Source organism: Bacillus sp. GW823-FHT06A10, from assembly GCF_058795375.1.
This window is the reverse complement of the sequence record NZ_JBXAHT010000002.1, coordinates 806992-831241: the sequence shown is the minus strand read 5'-3', so window position 1 is coordinate 831241 and position 24250 is coordinate 806992. Positions and strand designations below refer to the sequence as shown.

At 33.5% G+C, this 24250-nt stretch carries 28 protein-coding genes; 9 read left to right on the top strand and 19 right to left on the bottom strand.

Going from position 1 to position 24250, the window contains the following annotated elements:
* The first annotated feature begins 376 nt into the window (after window positions 1-376).
* Together AC1Q8M_RS19230 and def are read left to right on the top strand one after the other, a co-directional pair.
* On the top strand, window positions 377-523 hold the full coding sequence (locus tag AC1Q8M_RS19230) for a YjcZ family sporulation protein (RefSeq protein WP_000274562.1): 147 nt from the start codon (window positions 377-379) through the stop codon (window positions 521-523).
* Window positions 524-691: 168 nt separating this feature from the next.
* Window positions 692-1246 carry a peptide deformylase gene (def, locus tag AC1Q8M_RS19225; protein ID WP_000957039.1) on the top strand — a complete coding sequence of 185 codons (555 nt, stop codon included), beginning with the start codon at window positions 692-694 and terminating at the stop codon, window positions 1244-1246.
* Window positions 1247-1306: 60 nt separating this feature from the next.
* On the opposite strand, the gene AC1Q8M_RS19220 is transcribed toward def, so the two are convergent.
* A complete protein-coding gene (locus tag AC1Q8M_RS19220) occupies window positions 1307-2080 on the bottom strand; it encodes a Cof-type HAD-IIB family hydrolase (RefSeq protein WP_061659891.1) in 774 nt (257 codons plus the stop codon).
* Between the two features lie 547 nt (window positions 2081-2627).
* Here AC1Q8M_RS19220 and AC1Q8M_RS19215 point away from each other — a divergent pair.
* Together AC1Q8M_RS19215 and rnjA are read left to right on the top strand one after the other, a co-directional pair.
* Window positions 2628-2840 carry a DNA-dependent RNA polymerase subunit epsilon gene (locus tag AC1Q8M_RS19215; RefSeq protein ID WP_000576435.1) on the top strand — a complete coding sequence of 71 codons (213 nt, stop codon included), beginning with the start codon at window positions 2628-2630 and terminating at the stop codon, window positions 2838-2840.
* A gap of 4 nt (window positions 2841-2844) precedes the next feature.
* On the top strand, window positions 2845-4512 hold the full coding sequence (gene rnjA / locus AC1Q8M_RS19210) for a ribonuclease J1 (protein WP_000670375.1): 1668 nt from the start codon (window positions 2845-2847) through the stop codon (window positions 4510-4512).
* 38 nt (window positions 4513-4550) lie between these two features.
* Here the strand turns inward: rnjA and AC1Q8M_RS19205 are convergent, their stop codons facing one another.
* From AC1Q8M_RS19205 to AC1Q8M_RS19160, 10 genes are all read right to left on the bottom strand, one after another.
* Window positions 4551-5216, bottom strand: coding sequence for a potassium channel family protein (locus AC1Q8M_RS19205; protein ID WP_000504032.1), 666 nt, complete (start codon window positions 5214-5216; stop codon window positions 4551-4553).
* Between the two features lie 82 nt (window positions 5217-5298).
* Window positions 5299-6165, bottom strand: a complete 867-nt coding sequence (locus AC1Q8M_RS19200; protein ID WP_001167322.1) for a hypothetical protein — start codon at window positions 6163-6165, stop codon at window positions 5299-5301.
* A 247-nt stretch (window positions 6166-6412) separates the two neighbouring features.
* Window positions 6413-7543, bottom strand: a complete 1131-nt coding sequence (locus AC1Q8M_RS19195; RefSeq protein WP_000218677.1) for an N-acetyldiaminopimelate deacetylase — start codon at window positions 7541-7543, stop codon at window positions 6413-6415.
* Window positions 7544-7606: 63 nt separating this feature from the next.
* A complete protein-coding gene (dapD, locus tag AC1Q8M_RS19190; RefSeq protein ID WP_000783241.1) occupies window positions 7607-8329 on the bottom strand; it encodes a 2,3,4,5-tetrahydropyridine-2,6-dicarboxylate N-acetyltransferase in 723 nt (240 codons plus the stop codon).
* A gap of 71 nt (window positions 8330-8400) precedes the next feature.
* Window positions 8401-9285 (bottom strand): transcriptional regulator CcpC, encoded by an 885-nt coding sequence (ccpC, locus tag AC1Q8M_RS19185; protein ID WP_098400363.1) that lies wholly within the window; start codon window positions 9283-9285, stop codon window positions 8401-8403.
* A gap of 153 nt (window positions 9286-9438) precedes the next feature.
* Complete coding sequence (gene cbpB, locus AC1Q8M_RS19180; protein WP_000623573.1) at window positions 9439-9882, bottom strand: cyclic-di-AMP-binding protein CbpB; 444 nt, start codon at window positions 9880-9882, stop codon at window positions 9439-9441.
* A gap of 168 nt (window positions 9883-10050) precedes the next feature.
* Window positions 10051-10242: an antirepressor AbbA gene (gene abbA / locus AC1Q8M_RS19175; RefSeq protein WP_001188692.1), complete on the bottom strand. Its 192-nt coding sequence runs from the start codon at window positions 10240-10242 to the stop codon at window positions 10051-10053.
* 123 nt (window positions 10243-10365) lie between these two features.
* Window positions 10366-10884 (bottom strand): ribonuclease H-like YkuK family protein, encoded by a 519-nt coding sequence (locus tag AC1Q8M_RS19170; RefSeq protein WP_000348490.1) that lies wholly within the window; start codon window positions 10882-10884, stop codon window positions 10366-10368.
* 74 nt (window positions 10885-10958) lie between these two features.
* Complete coding sequence (locus AC1Q8M_RS19165) at window positions 10959-11108, bottom strand: hypothetical protein (protein WP_000440540.1); 150 nt, start codon at window positions 11106-11108, stop codon at window positions 10959-10961.
* Between the two features lie 241 nt (window positions 11109-11349).
* Window positions 11350-11586 (bottom strand): YkuJ family protein, encoded by a 237-nt coding sequence (locus tag AC1Q8M_RS19160; RefSeq protein ID WP_000055151.1) that lies wholly within the window; start codon window positions 11584-11586, stop codon window positions 11350-11352.
* Between the two features lie 232 nt (window positions 11587-11818).
* Here AC1Q8M_RS19160 and AC1Q8M_RS19155 point away from each other — a divergent pair, with 232 nt between their 5' ends.
* On the top strand, window positions 11819-12055 hold the full coding sequence (locus tag AC1Q8M_RS19155) for a glutaredoxin family protein (protein ID WP_000717873.1): 237 nt from the start codon (window positions 11819-11821) through the stop codon (window positions 12053-12055).
* A gap of 77 nt (window positions 12056-12132) precedes the next feature.
* Here AC1Q8M_RS19155 and AC1Q8M_RS19150 read toward each other — a convergent pair whose 3' ends face one another.
* The 3 genes from AC1Q8M_RS19150 to fadH all read right to left on the bottom strand — a co-directional run bounded on the left by AC1Q8M_RS19150 (window position 12133) and on the right by fadH (window position 15040).
* Window positions 12133-12621 carry a DUF3993 domain-containing protein gene (locus AC1Q8M_RS19150; RefSeq protein WP_001233805.1) on the bottom strand — a complete coding sequence of 163 codons (489 nt, stop codon included), beginning with the start codon at window positions 12619-12621 and terminating at the stop codon, window positions 12133-12135.
* Between the two features lie 182 nt (window positions 12622-12803).
* Complete coding sequence (locus AC1Q8M_RS19145; RefSeq protein WP_000564307.1) at window positions 12804-14021, bottom strand: EAL domain-containing protein; 1218 nt, start codon at window positions 14019-14021, stop codon at window positions 12804-12806.
* Between the two features lie 254 nt (window positions 14022-14275).
* Entirely contained in the window at window positions 14276-15040 is a 765-nt protein-coding gene (gene fadH / locus AC1Q8M_RS19140) for a 2,4-dienoyl-CoA reductase (RefSeq protein WP_000660913.1), read from the bottom strand.
* Between the two features lie 231 nt (window positions 15041-15271).
* Here fadH and AC1Q8M_RS19135 point away from each other — a divergent pair, with 231 nt between their 5' ends.
* Both AC1Q8M_RS19135 and AC1Q8M_RS19130 read left to right on the top strand, forming a co-directional pair.
* Window positions 15272-16129, top strand: coding sequence for a metallophosphoesterase (locus AC1Q8M_RS19135; RefSeq protein ID WP_025118419.1), 858 nt, complete (start codon window positions 15272-15274; stop codon window positions 16127-16129).
* Window positions 16130-16226: 97 nt separating this feature from the next.
* Entirely contained in the window at window positions 16227-16463 is a 237-nt protein-coding gene (locus tag AC1Q8M_RS19130) for a hypothetical protein (protein ID WP_000283738.1), read from the top strand.
* Between the two features lie 160 nt (window positions 16464-16623).
* On the opposite strand, the gene AC1Q8M_RS19125 is transcribed toward AC1Q8M_RS19130, so the two are convergent.
* Together AC1Q8M_RS19125 and AC1Q8M_RS19120 are read right to left on the bottom strand one after the other, a co-directional pair.
* Window positions 16624-18732: a polyphosphate kinase gene (locus tag AC1Q8M_RS19125; RefSeq protein WP_025118759.1), complete on the bottom strand. Its 2109-nt coding sequence runs from the start codon at window positions 18730-18732 to the stop codon at window positions 16624-16626.
* A 108-nt stretch (window positions 18733-18840) separates the two neighbouring features.
* Window positions 18841-20415 (bottom strand): Ppx/GppA family phosphatase, encoded by a 1575-nt coding sequence (locus tag AC1Q8M_RS19120; protein ID WP_029948876.1) that lies wholly within the window; start codon window positions 20413-20415, stop codon window positions 18841-18843.
* A 141-nt stretch (window positions 20416-20556) separates the two neighbouring features.
* On the opposite strand from AC1Q8M_RS19120, the gene AC1Q8M_RS19115 reads away from it, so the two are divergent.
* Complete coding sequence (locus AC1Q8M_RS19115) at window positions 20557-21015, top strand: YkyB family protein (protein WP_000804864.1); 459 nt, start codon at window positions 20557-20559, stop codon at window positions 21013-21015.
* A gap of 31 nt (window positions 21016-21046) precedes the next feature.
* Here the strand turns inward: AC1Q8M_RS19115 and AC1Q8M_RS19110 are convergent, their stop codons facing one another.
* Both AC1Q8M_RS19110 and AC1Q8M_RS19105 read right to left on the bottom strand, forming a co-directional pair.
* Window positions 21047-21709 (bottom strand): YkyA family protein, encoded by a 663-nt coding sequence (locus AC1Q8M_RS19110; protein ID WP_025118093.1) that lies wholly within the window; start codon window positions 21707-21709, stop codon window positions 21047-21049.
* A gap of 612 nt (window positions 21710-22321) precedes the next feature.
* Window positions 22322-22975, bottom strand: coding sequence for a diguanylate cyclase domain-containing protein (locus AC1Q8M_RS19105; protein WP_000680816.1), 654 nt, complete (start codon window positions 22973-22975; stop codon window positions 22322-22324).
* 163 nt (window positions 22976-23138) lie between these two features.
* Here AC1Q8M_RS19105 and AC1Q8M_RS19100 point away from each other — a divergent pair, with 163 nt between their 5' ends.
* Window positions 23139-23372: an SPP1 phage holin family protein gene (locus tag AC1Q8M_RS19100; RefSeq protein WP_000939446.1), complete on the top strand. Its 234-nt coding sequence runs from the start codon at window positions 23139-23141 to the stop codon at window positions 23370-23372.
* 31 nt (window positions 23373-23403) lie between these two features.
* On the opposite strand, the gene AC1Q8M_RS19095 is transcribed toward AC1Q8M_RS19100, so the two are convergent.
* A complete protein-coding gene (locus AC1Q8M_RS19095; RefSeq protein ID WP_000708119.1) occupies window positions 23404-23904 on the bottom strand; it encodes a hypothetical protein in 501 nt (166 codons plus the stop codon).
* Between the last annotated feature and the right edge of the window lie 346 nt (window positions 23905-24250).

Sequence of the window (24250 nt, the reverse complement as noted above, 5' to 3'; positions counted from 1 at the left end):
TAATGTTTTTTCAGAAACATATTAATACAATCTTGATCACGTTTTTTAGTTTACAACTATTCTAATTACGATGTCAATTACTTTGAATACGTTTTTTTATAAATAATATGCAGGTTTCTACTACACAAACGTGTTTTTATTTTTTACATCTGTATTAGTAAGCATTGACCTACTGTTATATTATTCCCTTTTTCACTTATTTTTTCTCTTAGAATAATATGTAAACGATTTAATTCTCTTTAGTTTTTCTCTCTTCGTAACAAAAATATACAAACTACTCTTCCTTTTTTAGGTAAATACCTATACATTTCCACCCCCTCTTCCATACATTATAGTAACCGCAGTATTAGCGGGAAATGATAAAGGAGGTCATCTCATGTACGGATACTCATATTGCTATCCAACTTGTTCATATCCTTCCTACGGTTATGGCGGTTCTTGTGGCGGGTCTGGACGCGGCTTCGCCTTAATCGTTGTGTTGTTTATTCTTTTAATTATCGTTGGTGCTGCTTGCATTCGCTAATGTAAAACGAAACAACTATGGAAAGAAAAAGACGGCTTTGCCGTCTTTTTCTGTTTATCACATACATAACTACTCTATAATAGAACGATTTCCAAAATGCCTACCCTTTCTTGCCGATGACTTTTTCCCTCTCCTTTGGTAGACTAAAGAGGAAAGGAGAGATTACATATGCTTACAATGAAAGATGTTATTCGCGAAGGAGATCCTATTTTGCGCGACGTTGCAGAAGAGGTGTCATTACCGGCAAGCGAAGAAGATACAACTACCTTAAAAGAAATGATTGAATTCGTAATAAATAGCCAAGATCCTGAAATGGCTGAAAAATATAGTTTACGCCCTGGAATCGGATTAGCGGCTCCGCAAATCGGTGTTTCCAAAAAAATGATTGCAGTTCATGTAACCGATGCGGATGGTACATTATATAGCCATGCATTATTCAATCCAAAAATCATTAGCCATTCTGTTGAACGTACATATTTACAGGGTGGTGAAGGCTGTCTATCTGTAGACCGCGAAGTACCTGGTTATGTTCCTCGTTATACAAGAATTACAGTAAAAGCAACTTCTATTAACGGCGAAGAAGTAAAATTGCGTTTAAAAGGTTTACCAGCAATCGTATTCCAACACGAGATTGACCATTTAAATGGCGTTATGTTCTATGACCATATCAATAAAGAAAATCCTTTTGCCGCTCCTGATGATTCCAAACCTCTAGAGCGATAATAATAAAGAGGCGGAAGATTAACTTCCGCCTCTTTATTATGAAATGGGTTCCATATTCACTTATAGCAATCCAGCCCACTTTAGTCCATGATATATACCGTCTTCACTAACATCCTTTGTCACATGATTTGCAAGTTTTTTCAAGTCTTCATGGCCATTTCCCATCACAATACCTGTGCCAACGGCTTCAATCATTTCTAAATCATTTAAACCATCTCCAAATGCATACACTTGATCACGATTAAAACCTAACTTTTCAATGTATTTCTCAATTCCTTTTGCCTTAGAACCACCATTCGGAATGATATCCATTGAATATGCATGCCAACGAATAAAATGAAAATCTGGATAATGATTAATAAACTTTTCCTCTTCATTTACTTCACAAAAAAGTAGTGTTTGATAAATATTACGTTCCTCATAAAAATTAGGCTCATATGCTGGATGCTCAAAGTTTAAGCTTCCAAAGCCTTCTTTCACATAATTATGATATTCCACTGATGCTCTCATATCTTGATGGTCAAGATATACAAGTGGATATCCTTCTTGTTTTGCAAACTGAGTAAACTTATGTAAAGCATCTGGATGTAACGGATTATTAAATATTACCTCATCTTCAAAGACAACGTATTGTCCATTAAAACTAACATAATTATGTATATCAAGTTCCTTACGAATATCTTCGAACATAAATGGCGCGCGCCCTGTCGCAATTGCTACATGTACACCTTTTTCTTGTAACTGTTTTACTGCATCTCGTGTAGATTGTGGAATTTTTTTATCATGATCTAATAATGTTCCATCAATATCAAAAAAGACAATTTTATCATTCATTTGTCAAAATCCTTTCTGGCACTCTATATTCCTATTTTGAATATCACTTTTCAAATTCTAAAAAAAAGTATAACATATTAAACATCTGTGAAGAAAGCGTTCCCTTTCTGACCTTATTTGTAAACTTTGCATATATATATTAGTAAAACATGTGGATACTTGTTCGGATGAATTTTCTTTTCCATTCTTCCTCATACTATACCTATAACTAACGGCTACTAATCGTTACTATAGAATAACTTTCACTGTATGGGAAAGGACAAGACTCACCATTCACTTTTGTCCTATCTCTTATATCAGAGATAGAATTCTCACTAGTAATATGCATGTTTAAAATAAGGAAAGGAAGGAGTAATCATGCTGAAGAAGCTGAAGAAAAAGCTCAAGCGTTATTTAAACGGTCTAGTCCGTAAAAAGACAATCGCTTAAATTGTGCCCATTTCGGGCTTTTTCTTCATTCTCATTCGAAAAAACATGAAAATCGTGACTGTTTGCTTTATAATAAGTAACAGATAATGCAAAACATAGACAAGGAGAGGTTTTCCAAATGATTTTTAAAGTATTTTATCAAGAAAAATTAACTGAGGTTCCAGTACGTGAAAATACAAAAGTTTTATATTTAGAGGCTACGTCTGAAAAGGATGTTCGTACAAAATTAAATAAGTTCGCATATAATATCGAGTTTGTTCAGTCTGTTACTGGCGCTCATCTTGAATATGAAAAAGAAAACGCTGATTTAACATTAGCGGAAATCGTATAGCGATATGAAATTTCTAAAAAACGACCAAGTTGCTGTATTTGCTCTCGGTGGGCTTGGTGAAATCGGTAAAAATACATACGCTGTTCAATTTCAAGATGAAATTATTATAATTGATGCTGGAATTAAATTTCCAGAGGACGAACTTCTCGGAATCGATTATGTAATACCAGACTACACTTATTTTGTGCGAAACGAAGATAAAATTAAAGGGTTATTCATTACACATGGTCACGAAGATCATATCGGCGGAATCCCTTACCTATTACGTCAAGTGAACATCCCGATTTACGGCGGAAAATTAGCAATTGCACTCATCAAAAACAAATTGGAAGAACACGGCTTACTTCGTAAAGCAAAACTTTACGAAATTCAAGAAGATGACGTTATTAAATTCAAAAAAACGTCTGTATCCTTCTTCCGTACAACTCACAGTATTCCAGATTCGTACGGCGTTGTTGTGAAAACACCTCAAGGTCAAGTTGTTCATACAGGTGATTTCAAATTTGATTTCACACCAGTTGGTGAACCAGCTGATTTAACAAAAATGGCTGAAATCGGTAAAGATGGCGTGCTATGTCTATTATCTGATAGTACGAACAGTGAAGTTCCAAACTTTACTATGTCTGAGCGTCGCGTTGGTGATAGCATTCAAGACATTTTCCGTAAAGTAGACGGACGGATTATATTCGCAACCTTTGCATCAAATATTCACCGCTTACAACAAGTTATTGAAGCTGCTGTTGAAAACAACCGTAAAGTAGCTGTGTTTGGTCGAAGTATGGAAGCAGCGATTGAAATCGGACAAAACCTTGGTTATATTCGTTGCCCGAAAGATACATTCATAGATGCATCTCAACTAAACCGCTTACCAGCTAATAAAGTTGTTATTTTATGTACAGGTAGTCAAGGTGAACCGATGGCAGCACTTTCACGTATTGCAAACGGTACACACCGCCAAATTCAAATTATTCCTGGAGATACAGTTGTTTTCTCTTCTTCACCAATTCCAGGAAATACAATTAGCGTAAGTCGTACAATTAACATGTTGTACCGCGCTGGCGCTGATGTAATTCACGGGAAACTTTCAAATATCCATACAAGTGGACACGGTGGACAAGAAGAACAAAAGTTAATGTTACGTCTAATTAAACCGAAGTACTTCATGCCAATTCATGGTGAATATCGTATGCAGCGTATGCACATGAACATAGCAAATGATTGTGGTATCCCTGAAGAAAATTGCTTCATTATGGATAATGGCGATGTTCTTGCTTTACGTTCTGATGAAGCTAGCGTAGCTGGAAAAATCCCATCTGGTTCGGTCTACATTGATGGAAACGGTATTGGGGATATCGGCAATATCGTATTACGAGATCGTCGTATCCTTTCTGAAGAAGGACTTGTAATTGTAGTTGTAAGCATTGATATGAAAGAATTTAAAGTTGCAGCAGGACCTGATATCATCTCACGCGGTTTCGTTTACATGCGTGAAAGCAGCGATTTAATCAATGATGCACAAACATTAATTACAACTCATTTAGAAAAAGTAATGGAGCGTAAAACAACACAATGGTCTGAAATTAAAAATGAAATTACAGACACATTAGCTCCATTCCTATATGAGAAAACGAAACGCCGTCCAATGATTTTACCAATCATTATGGAAATATAAGAAAAAGGACAATGCTATGAAGGCATTGTCCTTTTCTCTTATCTTAAAAAGTGTTTAAATCGATCCACTTCATCGTCATGACCAATGACAATTAATATATCTCCTGCTTGAATATTCTCCGTAGCCCGAGGGGATACGATAACTTCTTTACCTCGTTTAATTGCTACAATATTCAATCCAAACTTCGCACGAATATCTAATTCAATTAAAGAGTGCCCATCAATTTTTTTATTCGCAATAATCTCTACAATACTATGCTCATCTGAAAGCTCAAGGTAGTCTAACACATTGCTTGATGCAATATTATTAGCAATCCTTTTTCCCATATCACGTTCTGGATGCACAATATGATCTGCACCTATTTTACTTAACACTTTTTCATGATAATCATTTTGAGCTTTTACAGTAATATTTTTTACACCCAATTCTTTCAAAATCAAAGTAGTTAGAATACTTGAATTTAAATTATCTCCAATAGCAACGACTACGTGATCAAAATTTCGAATACCAAGGCTTTTTAATACCATCTCATCTGTTGAATCTGCAATTACAGCATGCGAAGCTATATTTGCAAATTCATTAATTTTATCCTCATCTGAGTCGATTGCCATTACTTCCATACCTAATTGAGCTAGTTCTCGGCAAATACTTCCACCAAAGCGACCAAGTCCAATGACAGCAAATTCTTTTTCTTTCTCACCCACAGGAATTCCTCCAATAACTTCAAGTACTATTTATTTTCAGTGTAACACACTTTATATGCGTCACAAAAACTGTAATTAGCTCTTATTTTTGTTTTTGTATATAAAAATATTGTTGCAAGTAAAAAGCGATACCAACAAGTAACATAGCAAATACAAATATATTTCCAAACGAACTAAATGTTTCAAAAACGAATAATAATGTTTCTTGACCAAAAAAGGCAAATAGAAGCTGTATGAATGCAAATAACAACGCCCATATGTAATGATGTTGATGGAATAAATAATGCGTTGCACCTAAAAAAGCAATAAACGAAAAGATAAAGATCCACCAATTTTCTAAAAATAGTTGCCAACTAGAAAATTGATATCCATTTACTAATATCGCAATAAGCGCGATAACTGCCATCGTCGGCACACTCCAAAATAATGCCCGTCCTCTAAAGAAACGAGTGCCTTTAACATCACCTTTTTCATGTGCAATATATGTTAGTACTACTGTGCTTATATACAAAACAGAAAGAATTGTTAAAACGATAATAAGCCAAAAATGTAATTGATAATATTCATGTTCTATATTTGTCACGATTGCAGCTAACATGCATGGAATTAACATTCCCGTCCAACCATCTACTTTTCTTTCATTCCAAAAGACCGTATTACCAATCCTTATTCCTAACAACATAAAAATAATGATACCTAATACAAATAACGTAGTTTTATTCCCTACTAAACTCGTTGAGAAAGCAATTAATCCAATAAATAAAAAGAGCACAAACCCATTCATAATTTCTAGTACAGGTGATAAATATCTCTTCACCCATTTGTATGTTTCGTCATATTCATTATTATCGACTAAACGATAGGCATAAAAACTTATCCCAAAATAAACCGCCGCAATAATAACATACGCATATAAGACGAAACATAAAATCGCACTGCTAATTTGCACGTAATTCCCCACCCTTTTTTCTATGTTTCACATTGATTTTACACACTTTTCATACTAAAAGTAAACATATATAAGTTAGTCAAATAATTAATAATGAGCAGTGGCTAAAAACCCCCTGCTCATTATTAAAACAGTCCAATTAACTTTATTCTTTCATTTGTATGTAAATGTCTAAAATCACTCTATACGAGCGTTACTTACACCTCATAACAAAAAGTTTTTTGGAACCTTCAATAAAGCGGAAGTTTTATTTTCTATTCCCTTTCCACTTTACATATTGGCTTAAAAATGTAATTGCCTTTTCAATCACTTCTTCGTCTGGTTTTAATTTTGCATGATGTAAACCATATTCTGAATTTACTCCAAGCCAAAACATAAATCCAGGGATTTCTCGAAGCATATAACCAAAATCTTCACCTGTCATTGCCTCAGTACATGTAATAACATTCATATCTGTTTGTTTATGTACAAATTGCATAAACTCTCTTGTTAACTCTTCATGGTTATATACTTGATGATACATTGCTCCGTAATCTATAATCGCCTCACACTGGAAAGAAGCTTCGATACCTGCAACAATTGCCTCAATTCTGCTTTTCACACGCTTCATTGATTCCACTGATAATGTTCGAATCGTTCCTTCTAAACGAGATTTTTCTGCAATAATATTTTGAACCGTACCACCTGTAATTTTCCCGATTGTAATTACTGCACTATCAAGAGGATTTACATTGCGACTAATAACGGATTGAAGCTGTGTAACAAGATGACTCGCTGCAACAATCATATCATTTGCAGTATGCGGATAGGCAGCATGGCCACCTTTCCCTTTTAAATCAATATATAATTCTGAAGTATTAGCAAATAACAGTCCTTCTTTCGTTGCAATTGTCCCTACAGCGTATTCTGGTGCAATATGAAGACCAAGAATTATATTTGGTTTCCATTCTTTTAACTCTTCACTTTCTAACATAGGAAGAGCACCGCCTGGTCCTTCTTCTGCTGGCTGGAATAGAAATACAAGGTCATCATCTATTCTTTCGCTCACAGCTTTCGTTAGAAGGCCTAAACCGATTGTTGTATGTACATCGTGGCCACATGCATGCATCATTCCTTCATGAATAGAAGCAAACTCATATCCAGTTTCCTCTGTAATTGGCAGACCATCTATATCTGCACGATAACCTATTATTTTTTCTGGATTTTTTCCATTTACTTTAACGATTACACCCGTTTTCCATGTCTTCACTTCCACAAATTCAAGAGAAAGTGTTCCTATATAATCTAAAATATACTGTTGTGTTTTCCATTCCTTAAATCCAATTTCCGGAATTCTATGTAGATCTCTACGAATTTGGACAAATTTGCTTACTGTCATTTTTGCACCTCTATCTATAAAAAGCGTAAGAGCCCATTTACGCTCTTACGCTTTTTTTACTTTTTATTTCTCTGGGTTTAATTGACGAAGCTCTTGTTTAATTTCTGTTTTTGCTTTTGTCTTCTCATCAATTTCTTTAATTACACGTGCTGGAGTACCTGCAACAACTGTGTATGGAGGCACATCTTCTGTTACAACAGCTCCTGCTGCTACAACTGCACCTTTACCTACTGTAACACCCTCTAAAACAACTACGTTTGCACCGATTACTACATCATCTTCAACGATAACTGGTTTTGCAGAAGGTGGCTCAATAACACCTGCAAGTACAGCACCTGCACCTACGTGACAGTTTTTACCGACTGTTGCACGTCCACCAAGTACTGCGTTCATGTCGATCATAGAACCTTCACCAATTACAGCACCAATGTTAATTGTTGCATTCATCATAATTACAGCGTTGTCACCAATTTCAACATGGTCACGAATAATAGCACCTGGCTCGATGCGAGCTTTAATACCTTTTAAATCAAGCATTGGAATTGCAGAATTACGACGATCGTTTTCTACAACGTAGTCAACGATGTGCTTATTATTCTCATCAAGAATTGTCTTAATTTCAGACCATTCTCCGAATAATACACCTGATTTTTTATTCACAAATGCTTGTACTGTTTCAGGGAATGTTACTTCTTTTAAATCCCCTTTTATGTATACCTTTACAGGAGTTTTCTTTTCACTTTTTTGAATAAACGAAATAATTTCGTTAGCGTCCATCATTTTCATTCTTGTTGCCTCCTAAATCCATTTATAATGTTACTCTACCAAACGAAAGAGCGAGTAGCAAGATAATAATCTTATTTTTCCCTTTGAATTTCTTCTATAATTTCTAAAAATGCTTGTACTTGCTTCAACTGCCTTGCCGAGTCACTTGTTAACAACCATGTTTCTCTCGTCAGTTGAACAGGTGTTTTATACATATTTCCCTGTACTTCCTTTAAAACAGTAGAAGGTAAAAGGGCGTAACCTATACCATTTAAAACAAGTTGTTTGCATGTTTCAATTTGGTCAACTACAATCGTTCGCTTAGGCGGATTAGAAAATAAACCATACCACCAATTTTGTATTTGTCCATAATAAGTTGAGTCACTTTTAAATTGAATGAACGGTCTATTTGTTTCTTTTAGCATCGAAATATCTTTTATTTCTTTATCAACTAAATACAGTTCATCTTCAAATAATTGTTGCTTTTGACCTTTATATTCTTGTGTTCCCCTTAGTATAGCAACATGAACGTCTCCTTCATAAAACTGCTTTTGCACTTCACTACTCCATCCAGTAAACAGCGATATCTTTACAGAAGGATATTTATGCACAAACTTTTTCAAAACAGGAGGGAGCCAATATTGACCAATAACTGATGCAACAGCTATTTTTAAAGTTCCATGAGTTTCCGTTCTAAAAACAGCTAGCTCACTTTTTATATCCTCTTCCTTTTGCAACATTTCTTTGGCATAATTTGCAACTTTTTCCCCTTCAGGTGTAATTGTCAATCCTTTTTGTGAGCGAATAAAAAACTTCATTCCCCATTGTTTCTCCATAGATTGTAATCGTTGACTCAGCGCAGGTTGTGAAACAAATAAACGTTCCGCCGCTTTTCTCATATTTGATTCCTGAGCTAACACAACCATCATTTGAAAATCATCAATTTGCAACTTTCTCCCTCTTTCCTTAGCTTCCATACACCTTATTTCATTAAGCTTTCATTCAGAAAATACAATTTTTCAGCGCAAACTTCCCTTATGTTTTATGTCTTTTTTAATATAATACATACACAAGTGATATGCACGAAAAAAAAGTGACTTCTTCGTTTCTATGAAGTCACTTTTCTCACGTTATCGATTATGTTGCCTTACTTTCTTATTCAACAATTTTAAAATAGCCCGACGTGTTAAAATCCCCTCAAAATAGCCTTCTTCATTAACAGCGCAAATAAAAGGATGATCAATTGTCATTTCTAAAGCTTTTGCAAATGAATCTTCTAATTTAAGAAAAGGTATATCTTCCTTCATCACCTGCTCTACTTTCATATCATCAAGTCTTTCAAACTCAATACGCTCTAATCCTAACATACCATCTAATATCATGGCCGTACTAATCAAACCATGTAATTTATACATTGGATCTAAGACAGGTATCGCCGAATATCCAGATTTCACAAGAACGAGTAAAGCATGTTCTAAACCATTTCCAATTTGGACATGAGCTACTTTTTCCGATGAAATCATTAAATCCTTCACAAGAATTTGTTGAAATTCGTCTTTCGGAATACTAATCATATTACATCCCCCATTTTCCCTTTTTCCTGCTTATGTTCATAACTCTATTCACATTTTATGACAGCGTTTTCATATTATTATTTTGTCCTAAATTTATTTCAATAAAAATACAATCACACAGCTATTTTAGCATACAGCACAAAAAAAAGACTACCATTCCGGTAGCGCTTAATACCCTTTATTTTTTAATCTGTAAAATAACCTTGTGATTTTTTTATATTGCATCACATCTGTCTGTTTCAAACCATTCTCAATGTCCGTAAGTTCCACAGCTAAAATTTCACTTGCATAATTTTGCTGAAATAAAATATCTAGTAGTAAACTTTCTTCTTCCTTCGTTAAAACAACTTCCCTTTGCATATACCCCTCTCCTTACACTCGCATCGTTACTCACTCTTATTATATAAAAAATTTAACCTATTTAATAGATGTAATATTCAGTTTTTACCAAAAGATATGTAGCAATTATAAACATACAAAAAATCATTTCGTATATCGATTTGCATAACTAAACGCCGCATAAGCATCCGGCTTAATTTTTGCAGTTAATCCCATCGCTCGAATTTTTTCTGTCATATCTAAAATAAATTCTCTTGTTAAACCATCATTCCCAATGTCTAAATGAATTTCCATTATGAATCCAGCCCCATCTTGAGCATAAGGATGCAATAACTCCCATATTGTTTGTATATGAGTAGGCGTAAATAGACATGCGATTTCTTGACTAAACTGCGTTTCTAAATATATTTTCTCACGTAAGGTCGCTGGCTTATCTTTTACTGATCTATGGTGTAAACAACCCCAGGCACCTTTTCCAACACGATGAATATGGATTGCTGTAATAAACCTCGTATCCTTTTGATGCGCTTGCGAGTCTGTCCCAATGGATAATCGATACAAATTTCGCGGATCCTTTTCAATGAAACTACAAATACGGTTAAAGACCATATCAAAATTTAAATGTCTCTCTGAAACATTGTAAAATTTATGTGCACCGTCCACAGAGTCACGTCCTTTCAATTAGACAGACTTTTCGTATTCTCATTGTATGGGACAAAAACTAAAATTATAACTTCCTATCCTTTATTCGTTTCAATATTTCGAATTACAAAGTGACAAACTTGACACGTATAAATTACATTTTGATTAGATTGAGCCGTTAATACATGAATAATCTCAGCAGAACTTTGACAATTAGGACAAATCACAACTGGTAAACGTTCCATACGATAACCTCCTAGTTATATTTCTCCCGCTATTTGCAGAACCCAGCAATTGTGAGAAGTTTAGCTTCACATATTCACCCGGTTGACGGGACTACTTATCCACATGGATAAGCAAACTTGCACGGATTAAATTTTCATTTTAATACCATTGTAGGAAAAATCAAAAACTTCTATACATTACGCTGGAAAGTAATAGAACTAAAAAAGGTACTGCCATATGGCAGTACCTTTTTTATATGTATCAAGAAATGATATCGTAAATCTCAATTGCAACCATGTCGATATTATCGAATTGGTACACTTGAGGTTTTTCACCTTGTTGATACACTTCTAACTCATACATTTCACTTTTATCGAAAAATTTCACGCTACATTTGCGCTCACCGTTCACTTCAAAATAGCGTTGTGCTACTTCACCGCTTTCAGCTTGTTCTTGTAGACTAACAAGTCGAGTTAAAATTCCTTGGAGTAGAGACATGAAATCTCTCCTTTCTCTGATCTTCCTACCAATAGGTTTTACAGCTATACTCATTCTATCCGTCATAACAGAAAAAATGTTCCACACTCTAGGATAAAGGTTATTAGCCAGAAACTCAACTAAAATTTGTCGAAATGCGAAGGAAAAAACAGAAAGAACATATTTCCTCTTCTTTATTGCGGTTTTCATACTGGAAGAATATAATAAAAAACAGAAAAAGGGAGGAATTACAATGAAAAAAATTGAGGTTTATACACAACCTGATTGTCCGCCATGTGTTATTGTGAAAGAATTTTTGAAGCATAATAACGTTGCATATGAAGAATTTGACGTAAAAAAAGACGCTGCTGCTCGCAACCGTCTTTTAAACGACTATGATTCCTATTCAACTCCAACAGTCGTAATTGATGGCGAAGTAGTTGCAGGTTTTCAAATTGAAAAGTTACAACAACTACTCAATATAGAATAGGAATAGGTAAATACCTATTCCTATTCTTATCCCGCTGTTTGTAGGTAGTAAAACTCCCACTAATTAAAAGTTTCACTTTATAATTGTTGCAACCTTTTTATTTCAGTTAAAAGTTCCTGACTTTCATGATATCCTGCTAACTTCCATTTATCTTGATCCCTTTTCAATGTTACAATTTGATATTGTCCACTTTTTGTCCGCTCATATACATATAAATTTTTATGCTCTTGATCATACGACATTTTCGTTTCTGAATTAAAAGAAAACGGTGCTTCTTTTGCCGGAAGTAAATATTCACCACTTTGTTTATCACTTCTGCTATTTTCATCTGTAAATACTTGAAGGAAATTATCTGTAAAATACGGTGATAACGTCTCTATCATCTTATTCATCGGCAAATGCTTCCCACGAATTGAAAACTGGGTTTCATAGCCTTTTTGTATCGTTGTAAATACTTCTTTCCGATCCACTTCCACTTCCTCTTTCCCTAAAACAGTCGTAACACTATAACCAACTAGAAAGGCAACACATACAAATAGAACAAGCCATATTCCATATTTCCTCATTTTTTCACCTTCCTTTTAAAAGAACTTGTCTTTGTAGTATTCATTGTAACAATGATTATGCAAAGAAAGGACAGATTTCGTTCGTAAAATCTTTACAACGATAGACAGCATTTTCATCACCATTTTCACTATTACCAATTTATGATAAAAACAAACAAAAAATGCACGAATCTCTTCGTGCATTAAAATAAAACATCTTCTTCATATAAATATTCATATGATAAATCTATAAATAAAAAGTTGTCATCATCTATTGGGAAAGAAAATGTTCGTACCATTTCGCCCGTTTCGATATCTGCATATAAATCTGAAAGCCTTGCCTTATTCTCAAAACGCATTTTCATGATATTCTCGAGAAAATACGGGCGCCAACTCCAGTTCTTCATATAATAATCCGGCATCACAATCCATTCTCCATCTTTTTTCATAACATTTCCTGATTGTTGGAAACCATCTTCATTACAAATAAATATGCGAAAACTATACTGTGATACACTTTGACTAAATTGTAATAACCAATCATTGATATCTTCATTCTTTTTTTGTTTTGATAAAACATCGCCAATGCGATCGCGTAACATCTCTGTTAAATTATAAATTTTTTGTAACTTCTTCTTTTCATGTTGAATAAACTGATGACATTCATTACCAAGTCGCTCTTTCAAAACATTCGTTTCAATAAAATCAGGTAAACATTCTTTCAAATAATTACCTTGATAATATCTTCCGCCGTTCTTCCAAGCATATTGCAGTTGATAAAAAGCATCTATTTCTTCATATAACAAAGTTGCACCAATTCTTCTAGCAAGTAATGATAAAGAATATAAAATATCTTGATAAGATTGTAAAAGTGCTGTTTGCCTTAAGTTCGTTAAATCTACTTTTAAAATATCAGGTGCTAACACGCTAATACGCTCTAAATTACTTGTGCCCGTTCCGACTTTATTAATCGAAATTTGAATACCATATGTACGATAATACATAAGCAAATGATTAAATTGCTCTATATCTTCTTTACATTCATGCTCTGTAATCTCTAAAACAATTTGTTTTAAATTTAAACCTTGTTCTTCATACCTCAATAAAAGTTGAAGCAAGCTTTCATCATCATCATTCATTAATACATTAGCATTCCGATGTATAAATAATAATAATTTTTGATCGCTTTCTAAATAACGATTTAAAGCTTTTTCTACTATAATATTATCCGCTTCCAGTTGAAATTCACTTGGAATCGAATCATCGTGAAAGAAAGAAGCTAAACTTTGTATGCCCTCTTCTGTTTGAATACGTCCTACTACTTCGTATCCAATTACAGTATGCTCATCAGCACTAAAAATAGCTTGATAATAAGGAAGGACTTTATCCAAGTTACTCATTACATCTAATGCATCTATCAACGTGCTTCCCTCCCTTTACTTTTCAAAAATTATAACATGATATTTACGGAAAAATAATAAAAAATCCCTTCAGTTTTCCTGAAGGGATTAGAGGGGTAAAATGCTAAGGGGAATTAGCAATTCTACTATGAAGAAAAAAGAGGTCTTAAATATAACGTATATATGACCTCTTGTAAACACTTTTCTTTCATACGTCACAATTCCGTCACATTTAACCATAAAAAATGAATCAAACATTCATTTTTTTATCCCTTTTAAAATGGATATTGATGTAAATGTTGGCCTCCATCCATTGTCATGCAAGTTCCATTTATGTACGCAGCTTCATCTGAACATAAATAATAAGCTAGACCAGCGATTTCTTCTGGCGTACCCAGCCTTCCAAGCGGAACACTTTGTATCGTACGTTTAGCCATTTCTTCTGAAATCCATAATTTATCAGCACCGCCCGTACGTTCAATTGGTCCTGGCGCGATAGCGTTAACTCGTATTCCATATTTACGTCCCCACTCAACAGCGAGCGTCTTCGTCATCGCTAATACTCCTGCCTTCGCTGCAGCCGAATGAATAACTCCTGGACCAGCATCCCATGCATATGTTGCTACCATGTTAATGATATTCCCTTTTATACCTTTTTCAATCCAATATTTTCCGACAGCATGACTACAGTAAAACGTACCGTTTAACACAATATTAATGACTGAATTCCAGCCATTCACAGATAAATCTTCTGCTGGACAAATAAAGTTTCCAGCTGCATTATTTATTAAAACATCAATTCTACCAAACTTCTCATCAATCTGTTCAATCATTTTCTGAATGTCATCCGTATTTCTTACATCCATTTGTACAGGTAACACTTGCCCTGGAAATTGTTCAATTTCCAACTTTGTTTCCTCTAGTTTTTCCTTTGTACGTCCTGTAATAACAACTCGTGCCCCTTCTTTTGCAAAACGAGTCGCCATTCCTTTTCCCATTCCACTCGATCCACCTGTTATAATAACTACCTTTTCTTTCACATACATCCCCTCCAAAAAATGAATACATATTCATTTTATCACTTTATTTAATAGAAATCTTTATATTTTTAAACTTTTCTGATATTTTAACGTAAAGAACTTTCTTTTTATTCATTTTTTTTCGTAATCTATACTACTTTTTTATTATGTAAAGTATATTTTAAATAAACTGAAAGGAGATTTGAGTAGCCTATAAATGGAATAAAAACATTGAGGTATACTCATATTTTTATGAAGCACATTACAAGAAGAAATTTTTTAAAAATTGGTATGCGTACTTGTCTCTATTCATTTATAACCAGCAACATCGGATACTACTATGCTAAATATATAGAGCCCCATTTCATTTCTTTTACACAGCACACATTAAAATCACAACTCATCCCAAAAAGTTTTCATGGTATGAAAATTCTTCAATTCAGCGATTTACATCTCGGATACTATTTCTCGCTTCAACATTTATCTAAAGTTGTTTCTAAAATTAATGCTGTAAATCCAGATATTGTCCTTTTTACCGGAGATCTCATTGATAATTATCAAACGTATACTGACACTCCTTTCGTTGCATCCATTTTAAAAAATATACAAGCCCCCTTCGGTAAATTCGCTATTTATGGTAACCATGATCACGGTGGATATGGAACTGAATACTATGAGCACATCATGCGTGAATCAGGATTTGAGCTATTGCTAAATAGTGAAAAAAGAATTCGTCTAATGGATAATAGTGAAATTTCTATTTTCGGTCTCGATGATATACTACTAGGCAAACCAAAAATAGAGAAAACATTAGCGCATGCACGGCAAAGTACTTATAACATTGTTCTTGTTCACGAACCAGATATCGCGCCCCAAGTTTCTAGATATCCAATCAACTTGCAACTTTCTGGCCATAGTCACGGCGGACAAGTACAAATTCCTTTTTTAGGAGCTATTATTACACCTTCACTCGCCAAAGACTATATTGAAGGCTTCTATACAATTCAGGATTTAACTCTCTATGTCAATCGAGGCCTGGGAAGAACACGTGTCCCATTTCGTTTTATGTCAAAACCTGAAATCACAATTTTTACACTCCAACATTCGTAATAATTCGCCTATTTTCTTACATATCCTTTCTTGTACGCGCTCATCCATGTTTCGTTTACCATATGATAAAAATGAGTCCAATAAAGGAGGTATGTTCATGTATCCATATTATCAACCAATTCCAGTCCGTTCAGCACCTATTGGTCCAGTAGGCGACTCACGCTTCTTCCCGTTTTTTGGCGTTCCCTTTCTAGCTGGAATTGCTGGTGGATTGCTCGGCGGAGCATTAGCTTTCGGCCCTCGACCATTTTATCCACCTTATCCACCACCTTTTCCGCCGCCAGCACCTTATCCTTGTTACGGTGGACCATGTCAGCAACCATACTATTACTAAGTTAAAATAAAGATTCTTTCAAATATTATTCTCTCAACGAGCCATCTCATTACACGCTTATAATAAAACTATTGTTTCTACTCATCCTTCCATTTTTGGAGCATATGAGTAGAAAAAAGTAAAAACCTCTTATTGACATAAGAGGTTTTTACTTTTTTTATTATTCAGCGTCTGTATTTTGATACGCCATCTTAAACAACTTCACTTGGCTATCAATTTCTTCTGTACTACCATTAATAACATAATAGTAATCACCATCTTTATTTTGTTCACGTGTTTTCACATTATCAGCTAATGTAAGCTGTAAAATCGCCTTAATTCGTGCCTTCATTTCAATATCTAATATCGGGAAAGATATTTCCACTCGCTTCTCCATATTTCGCGTCATCAAATCAGCTGAAGATAAATATATTTTCTCCTCCCCATTATGATGGAAATAATAAATACGGCTATGTTCTAAATATCTTCCAACAACACTAACTACACGAATATTTTCACTTACATTTGGAATACCAGGTCGTAGGCAACATGTCCCTCGAACAATGAGCTCTACCTTTACTCCAGCTTGTGATGCTTCGTACATTTTTTTTATTAATGGTTTATCTGTTAATGAATTCATCTTAGCGATAATATATCCATTGCCATATTGCCTATGATAACGGATTTCTTCATCTATTAAATCTATAAATTGCTCTCTTATATCAAATGGTGCAACCGATAAATGATGAAACTGTGGCTTTGTTGTATAACCACTTAAATAATTAAAGAAATTGGTTGCATCAACCCCAAAGTCTTTTCTTGATGTAATATATCCAAAATCAGTATATAACTTCGCTGTTGCATCATTATAGTTTCCAGTTCCAAGATGTACGAACCTTTCAATTTTTCCGTTTTTTCTTCTTACAACTAACGTAATTTTACTATGTGTTTTCAAGTGACTTACACCGTAAATAACATGACAGCCTGCCTGTTCCAATTCTTTAGCCCAATGAACGTTGTTTTCTTCATCAAACCTTGCCTTTAATTCAACTAATACCGTCACTTGTTTTCCCTTTTCAGCCGCTATCTTTAACGCCTGAATAATTGGTGAATCACCACTTACACGATATAACGTTTGTTTAATCGCAAGTACATTCGGATCGTCTGCCGCATCACGAACAAAATCAACTACCGGCTGAAATGATTCAAAAGGATGATGTAATAAAATATCATGCTCAATTGCTTTTTCAAATACATCTTCTTCATCACCTAAATCTTGAGGTGGTTGCGGAATAAGAGCCGGATATACAAGATGTTCATATAAAGGAGCTAGTTTTTTATATAAAGAAAACAAACATGTTAAATCTAATGGACCATCCATTATGTATACATCTTCATCTTTTACTTCCAGAACCTCATATAATAACGCTAATACTCTTTCATCAATGTGTTCTTTCCCAACTTCTAAACGAACAGCAGCCCCCCACTTACGCTTTTTTAATTCTTTTTCAATTACCTTTAATAAATCTCTCGCACCTTCTTCATGAATCGTTAAATCTGCATTGCGTGTAATACGGAAACGAGTAACAGATGATACTGTATATCCCGTAAATAATTTATGAGTAAAGCTACTAATTACGTCTTCTAATAAAATAAATTTATGCTTTTGCCCTTCGCTCGGTAAAATTATGAAGCGCTCAAGTAATGAAGGAACTTGCACAATTCCTAACTTCGTCCTGTTTTCTTCTTCCGCTTGCTTCTCATCATATAAAAGAGTAGCCAAATTCAAACTTTTATTTAATAACATTGGAAATGGGCGATATGCATCAATAGCTACAGGAGTTAACACCGGAAAAATTTGCTCATCAAAATACTCTTCTATAAATTCTCGCTGCTCTTTCGTCAAATCATTGAATGTTAAACGTTCAATTCCCTCTAACTCAAGCGCTGGTAATACATAATTTTTAAATGTATCATATTGTACTGTCATTAGTGCATGTGCTTTTATCGCAATTTTATTTAATTGCTTTTTTGGTGTTAAGCCAGCTTTATTTTCTGGCTGGTTAAATCCAGCACTCACTTGATCCTTTAATCCCGCTACACGTACCATAAAAAATTCATCTAAATTCGAACTAAAAATACTAATAAATTTCAATCTTTCCAAAAGTGGATTATTTGCATCTTGCGCTTCTTGTAAGACACGTTCATTAAATGCTAACCAACTTAACTCTCGATTATTGTAATAAGCTGTATCATTTAAATTTACTGCATTCCCCTTCAATAATTCCATTCTCTTCACACTTCCCCTTGAAACTTTTTTACTATAATTTAGTTACTTTTATTTTAGCAAATTACAATATTATAAAGTGTAAATTTTTTGTAAAGACATCCGTACAACCTAATGTTTTAGTTCAAATAACAAGTTAATATTCGTTTTTAATACTCTTTCTAACTGTTTTTTTTGTTTTTCAGCTTGCACTTTTTCCGCTAATGCTGATTGTTCGCATAAAACTTTAAACGTTAACCCTTCTTCGTTTTCTGTTATAGATATGGTATCAACAAGCGATCGTTGCCTTACATTTAAAGTAGCTGAAAATTGTAAAACAGCTCCTAACAGGCGGATTTTTTTTTGTTCGCTTTTATCAAACCAACCTTCAAATGGTGATAAATGTTGTTTAAATAACATTTTTGATTTATACGATGCAATAAGTGCTAGCCTTACTCGATCTTTATGCATCATGCCATCAATTGTCTTATTCGCTAATAAATAAAACGTATGTAAACGGCTCGCTTCTTCGTCTATATATTTGCCTATATTAAATACTTTCGCTGCTTGATGGAACACTTCCCAGTCTTTTATTGACATAGAAATAAGCCCTATTTCCTCAAGTTGTTTGCAAATTAGTCTTCCATGTTTAATAAGTTGAATTACAAATTCCATATCCATTTCGTATTCATGTGATAGTAAATGCAAACTTTCTTCAACTACGTTCGGATAATATGAAACCCCCAAATCTTTTGTCAACTCTTCATAGAAAACACCTTCTCTTAACCCTTTTCTACTTAATACAAATGCCGGTGCCTCTATAACATGAACAAGTGTATGAAATACTTCAACCGCTGGAATAATCGTATCCGCTCGATCTTTTGCCAATCCTTCCAATTTCTGAAGTTCTATGAACGACAATTTTTCTAATTCATCTTTTACATTTTCAATATCTTCTTCTTTCATCTTGTATAAATGTAATCCTGCTATAGGATAACATATTAAATTTTGATGGATTTTTACTAAGTTCCTCGCACTACCACCAATTGCAATAAGAGGCAATTTCTTATTGCTTAACCATGGTAACGTTCGAAATTGAAACTCTAAATACCGTTGCATTCCTTCTAACTCATCTTTAGTAGGAATATCACCTTTAATAAATTGTTGCTTTAAAGAAAGTGCCCCAAAAGGAAAACTATGGTACTCTAAAATCTCTCTATTTCTAAAGTATGTAACTTCCGTACTTCCCCCACCAATATCTACCGTTATTCCTTCTGAAAACGATGTAGAATTCATAACCGCCAAGTATCCGTAACGCGCTTCCTCATACTCTGATAATACCCTAAGAGTAAAGTCCGTTTGTCCTTCAATAAGCTTTTTAATTTCCTCTTGATTCTCAGACTGTCTAATTGTTGCTGTTGCAACACAAAGTACATGATGCAACTGATGGAACCTTGTACTTTCTTGAAATTGAAATAATGTCTGTAATAATACTTCTAGTCCCTCTTCATTCAACACACCATCAATTAAGTAATTCCTTAACCTAGCAACCACTTTCGTATTTTCAATCTCTTTATAAAAACCTCCATTTTTCTTTTCATAAATAACTAAACGCATTGTATTAGATCCAATATCTATAATGGCATACTGTTGTTTTAATATTTCTTTCAAACTTCTCACTCTTTCATTATCAAATTTCAAAAACATATTCTATTACTATTATACAAAATAGTTGTTTTTTGTAACAATATTGCTTTAATATTGAAAATATATACAATCACTTTTTGCATATAATAAAAACCTCTTTTATTTATGGTATAATAATGAAAAATTGAAAGGAGATTCAATATGAAACCTTCACAACCACAATCTCAATTACAAAACCAACATTCTATTAATCGACTAGCTCAATCTATTTTCGTTGTGAATCGTCATGCTAAAGCAGCTACTAATCCTAAATATTTATACTGGTTAAAAAAGACAGCTTTAGAACGTTTGATTGCTGAAAAAAAAGCAATTAAAGAAGGATTACATTTTTCTAGAAACCCACGTTTTAGCCAACAACAATCTGATGTCCTTATACGTTTAGGCGATTATTTTTTCCACATCCCTCCTACGAAAGAAGATTTTCGAATTCTACCGCATCTTGGTCATCTTGAATCCTCCTATCGAAATCCGAAAACAACCTTATCTTTAACAGTAGCAAAAAAAACACTTCAAGATTATATTGGTCCTGAAGCATTGAAACAAGAAAAAAAATTAAGTGAACCTGTTCCATGGTATAGTCGTACTTATACAAAAAAATAAAACAGTTTGGCCAAGTGTAGGCCAAACTGTTTTATTTTTTCTCTTCCTTAATTTTAATATTTGCTTGTTTATAAAAAGCTACTTTTTCTGTATTATAAGACTTTGTGAATTCATTAAATTTATCTTTTTCTGACTCAATATCCTTATAAGATTGATTTACTACTTTTACTTTTTCACTAATATCTTTTAATTTAGTACCTTTATCTTGTAACATTGTGTATAACTCTTTTTCTTGTTTTAAAGATTTATTATAGCTGTCATACATTTTATTAAATGAATCGTGTCGTTTCTCATAGGTTCTTTTCACTTTATCAGCTTGATCTTTCAACTTATTATCTTCAATTTTCTTCACATACTTATCAGCTGACTTCACTTCTTCTTGCGCTTTATTTAAAGCCTCTTTTTCTTTTGTAAGTACTTTTTCTCGTTCAGTTGTATTCTTTGCTGCTTGATTCAATTTTTCTTTAACAGTTTGATTATTATCTTTTCCTTCTTGCACAATCTGGTTATATAATTCTTGTCCTTCTTTCTCTAAAGCCTCAAGTTTTTTTGCATCTTCAAACATTGTTTTTTCTTGTTTAGCAGCGTTTTCAAACGCTACATATAATTCTTCTTCTGGTTTCGGTCCAAAACAACCGGCTAATAAAGTCATTGATAATGCAGTTATAATTGCTAATTTACTATATTTCAACATCTCTTCCTCCTATTTATAAACGACCATCGTGTAATAAAAAAAGTTATAAAATATGTAATTGTTCTATACACTCGCATCTTTTTTACGAAGATCATTAATATTGTTTGTACGAATTATTACTTAATATTACATTATTCTTTTTGAAGTATTTAGCAGTTCCATATCCATCTTTAAGTATAGTTCTTCGTGTTTTTTAAAACCTGTTCACACTATGTATTACCTTAATGGCCACAGAATTTCACCTCAGTCTTAATAAGACTATAATAGTTCACCTGATAAAAGGTGATCGTTCCGCTCTCACGTCTATCATTCCCTTTCCAGCTTTCTATCAAATAATCTCTTTGTTCATTTTACACAGTACAATCGATATCTTGCAACAACTTACAAATATTCTTTTCATTTCCTAAAAAGGAAAAGTGTAGAGCTTGCTTTCCTCTACACTTTTAAAATAAAACACATTGTGCAAATTGTATTGGCACTACCATCATAATTATATGCTTATTTCATATATTTTTAAAGACTTTTATTACAAACGCAACGTTTTTTGTAATAAAAGTCAAAAAAATGTTACAAATAAAACTTCTTCCTATCATATATCTTCAAATCAAAGCTTCACTCATTTTCTTGCAAATTTCTATACTGATACAATTGATTTTGCGACTTTCTCAACAGTTCTTCAAACGTTTTTCCTTCTACTGGATAGCTAGCTGCTCCAAATAAAAGAGTGACACTGAGTAAATCACCTTCTATTTCACTTTCAATATTTTTCATTAATCTGTTTGTTATTGTTGATGTTTCATGACCATTATCAATTGCTACAATAACATACTTATTTTCATCCCACTTTGTAACAACATCTCCCTTCCGAATTGTCTTTACAATGGTACTCTCTAATTTTTGTACTAGCACTCCCAATTTTTTTTCTTGTAACGTGTCTTTTAATCCTTCCCATTCTTTTACAGAAAGAATGTAAACCGTAATATTACGGGAATCTCTTTCAGATAAAGCGGCTACTTTCCCAAAAAAATCAACAACAAAATCGTTGCTTGCCATTCCTCCTCCTTCCACATTCATACGCTTGTTCGCTCTTTTATCATACCAATGTCCAAAATAATAACTTAGTATCATTTGCAATATATAAATAATAAAGACGGTATAAAATGATCGTGAATCCAGTTTTGCAATTACATCCTGAAGTGCAATCCATTCTGTAACTGCCACTGTATTTCCAAGTAATAATCCACTAATTTTCCCTTTATGTTTCATACTTCTCCCCCTTTTATACCAATATATGTTTCTATATCAATAATGTTTTTCTACAAAATAAAAAATGTACATATGCAATGTACATTTCTGCTTAAGCTTGTATACCTTTCCTACTCTATTTCATATATATAATATATAACTTTTATAGAAAGGAGTAATCTATATGCTACAAAAAGAGAATCTATCAGATGCTATGCGTTTACTAGCTGGTTTTCTATTATCATTAAAATTATTATTTACCTCTTTCGGCATACACTTTATTACAAACGATCAAATCGACGCTATTGTTAATGTTGTTTCATTTTTATTTATTCTATACTTTGGCTACAAAAATAACTATGTAGGAAAAAAAGGAATAGAGCAAAAGAAAATACTCAAAAAACACAACCTTCACTAAAAAAGGAACCTTTTGTACAGGTTCCTTTTTATCATTGCCGCACAACAACTTCATTTGTTTGCAGTGGACCATATGATATCTCTTTATCTTGAAATGTATATGTAGCCTGAAAGAATGCTTGTTTAAGAGCTTTATCTTTATTAGCTTTTATTTTGCAACGTAGTTCCACCTTTTCATTCGGTAACAAATCATCAATTCGCCACCTTACAAGCTGGAATAAAAACTCACTTATCCCCTTATCAACTTTTAAAGAATTAGGAATATAAGCAAAGTAATCTCGAATCATATGACTTACAACAACTCTCGAAATCATTTCTACCCCTTTATTTTCCACTTCAATTCGCATAATAAGTATGTCGTTTACATCGTAGGTCAATTCATACGAAAATTGTTCTGTATACATACTACCAATTTGCAATGTAACGGCTACTTGAGGAAATTCATTTTCCTTTTTCGATCCGTCAATCCACAATACTGGTTGTAGCGGTATTGAATACTTTCCTGTATCCGAAATTCGTCCCCATATTTTCATAATATATATTCACCTCATTTCAGATGTACCATACACACAATGAATTCCCCAACTTACTAAAGCTTGCTACAAGTAATGTTTAATATTTCTCTTCCTTTTATCCTATTCGACAATATGAAGAAAAAACCATTTTTCATCTATTAACAGAAGGTGTTCTTTATGAAATTTTTTTACAATTTACTTCATTTCCTTTATAGCAATATTCGTATCGCTCACTCGTTCTCTACTCATATGAAAGAATATTTTGACGGAAGAAAAAATTTGCCTTATAGTCAAATTTGACTATAATATTCTTTATGGCATATTAGTGCACTTATGGAAAAGAAATTAAAATCAACTATACATT

What these genes read in the sequence shown, in the direction of transcription:
- AC1Q8M_RS19135 (WP_025118419.1), top strand. Translation starts at nt 15,272, where the DNA reads ATGAAGCACATTACAAGAAGAAATTTTTTAAAAATTGGTATGCGTACT.
- AC1Q8M_RS19125 (WP_025118759.1), bottom strand. Translation starts at nt 18,732, where the DNA reads ATGGAATTATTGAAGGGGAATGCAGTAAATTTAAATGATACAGCTTAT.
- AC1Q8M_RS19215 (WP_000576435.1), top strand. Translation starts at nt 2,628, where the DNA reads ATGATTTTTAAAGTATTTTATCAAGAAAAATTAACTGAGGTTCCAGTA.
- AC1Q8M_RS19150 (WP_001233805.1), bottom strand. Translation starts at nt 12,621, where the DNA reads ATGAGGAAATATGGAATATGGCTTGTTCTATTTGTATGTGTTGCCTTT.
- AC1Q8M_RS19110 (WP_025118093.1), bottom strand. Translation starts at nt 21,709, where the DNA reads ATGTTGAAATATAGTAAATTAGCAATTATAACTGCATTATCAATGACT.
- AC1Q8M_RS19095 (WP_000708119.1), bottom strand. Translation starts at nt 23,904, where the DNA reads ATGAAAATATGGGGACGAATTTCGGATACAGGAAAGTATTCAATACCG.
- cbpB (WP_000623573.1), bottom strand. Translation starts at nt 9,882, where the DNA reads ATGATTAGTATTCCGAAAGACGAATTTCAACAAATTCTTGTGAAGGAT.
- AC1Q8M_RS19100 (WP_000939446.1), top strand. Translation starts at nt 23,139, where the DNA reads ATGCTACAAAAAGAGAATCTATCAGATGCTATGCGTTTACTAGCTGGT.
- AC1Q8M_RS19165 (WP_000440540.1), bottom strand. Translation starts at nt 11,108, where the DNA reads ATGGAACGTTTACCAGTTGTGATTTGTCCTAATTGTCAAAGTTCTGCT.
- AC1Q8M_RS19230 (WP_000274562.1), top strand. Translation starts at nt 377, where the DNA reads ATGTACGGATACTCATATTGCTATCCAACTTGTTCATATCCTTCCTAC.
- dapD (WP_000783241.1), bottom strand. Translation starts at nt 8,329, where the DNA reads ATGAAAATGATGGACGCTAACGAAATTATTTCGTTTATTCAAAAAAGT.
- rnjA (WP_000670375.1), top strand. Translation starts at nt 2,845, where the DNA reads ATGAAATTTCTAAAAAACGACCAAGTTGCTGTATTTGCTCTCGGTGGG.
- AC1Q8M_RS19105 (WP_000680816.1), bottom strand. Translation starts at nt 22,975, where the DNA reads ATGAAACATAAAGGGAAAATTAGTGGATTATTACTTGGAAATACAGTG.
- AC1Q8M_RS19115 (WP_000804864.1), top strand. Translation starts at nt 20,557, where the DNA reads ATGAAACCTTCACAACCACAATCTCAATTACAAAACCAACATTCTATT.
- ccpC (WP_098400363.1), bottom strand. Translation starts at nt 9,285, where the DNA reads ATGGAAGCTAAGGAAAGAGGGAGAAAGTTGCAAATTGATGATTTTCAA.
- AC1Q8M_RS19155 (WP_000717873.1), top strand. Translation starts at nt 11,819, where the DNA reads ATGAAAAAAATTGAGGTTTATACACAACCTGATTGTCCGCCATGTGTT.
- def (WP_000957039.1), top strand. Translation starts at nt 692, where the DNA reads ATGCTTACAATGAAAGATGTTATTCGCGAAGGAGATCCTATTTTGCGC.
- abbA (WP_001188692.1), bottom strand. Translation starts at nt 10,242, where the DNA reads ATGCAAAGGGAAGTTGTTTTAACGAAGGAAGAAGAAAGTTTACTACTA.
- AC1Q8M_RS19160 (WP_000055151.1), bottom strand. Translation starts at nt 11,586, where the DNA reads ATGTCTCTACTCCAAGGAATTTTAACTCGACTTGTTAGTCTACAAGAA.
- AC1Q8M_RS19120 (WP_029948876.1), bottom strand. Translation starts at nt 20,415, where the DNA reads ATGTTTTTGAAATTTGATAATGAAAGAGTGAGAAGTTTGAAAGAAATA.
- AC1Q8M_RS19130 (WP_000283738.1), top strand. Translation starts at nt 16,227, where the DNA reads ATGTATCCATATTATCAACCAATTCCAGTCCGTTCAGCACCTATTGGT.
- AC1Q8M_RS19195 (WP_000218677.1), bottom strand. Translation starts at nt 7,543, where the DNA reads ATGACAGTAAGCAAATTTGTCCAAATTCGTAGAGATCTACATAGAATT.
- AC1Q8M_RS19220 (WP_061659891.1), bottom strand. Translation starts at nt 2,080, where the DNA reads ATGAATGATAAAATTGTCTTTTTTGATATTGATGGAACATTATTAGAT.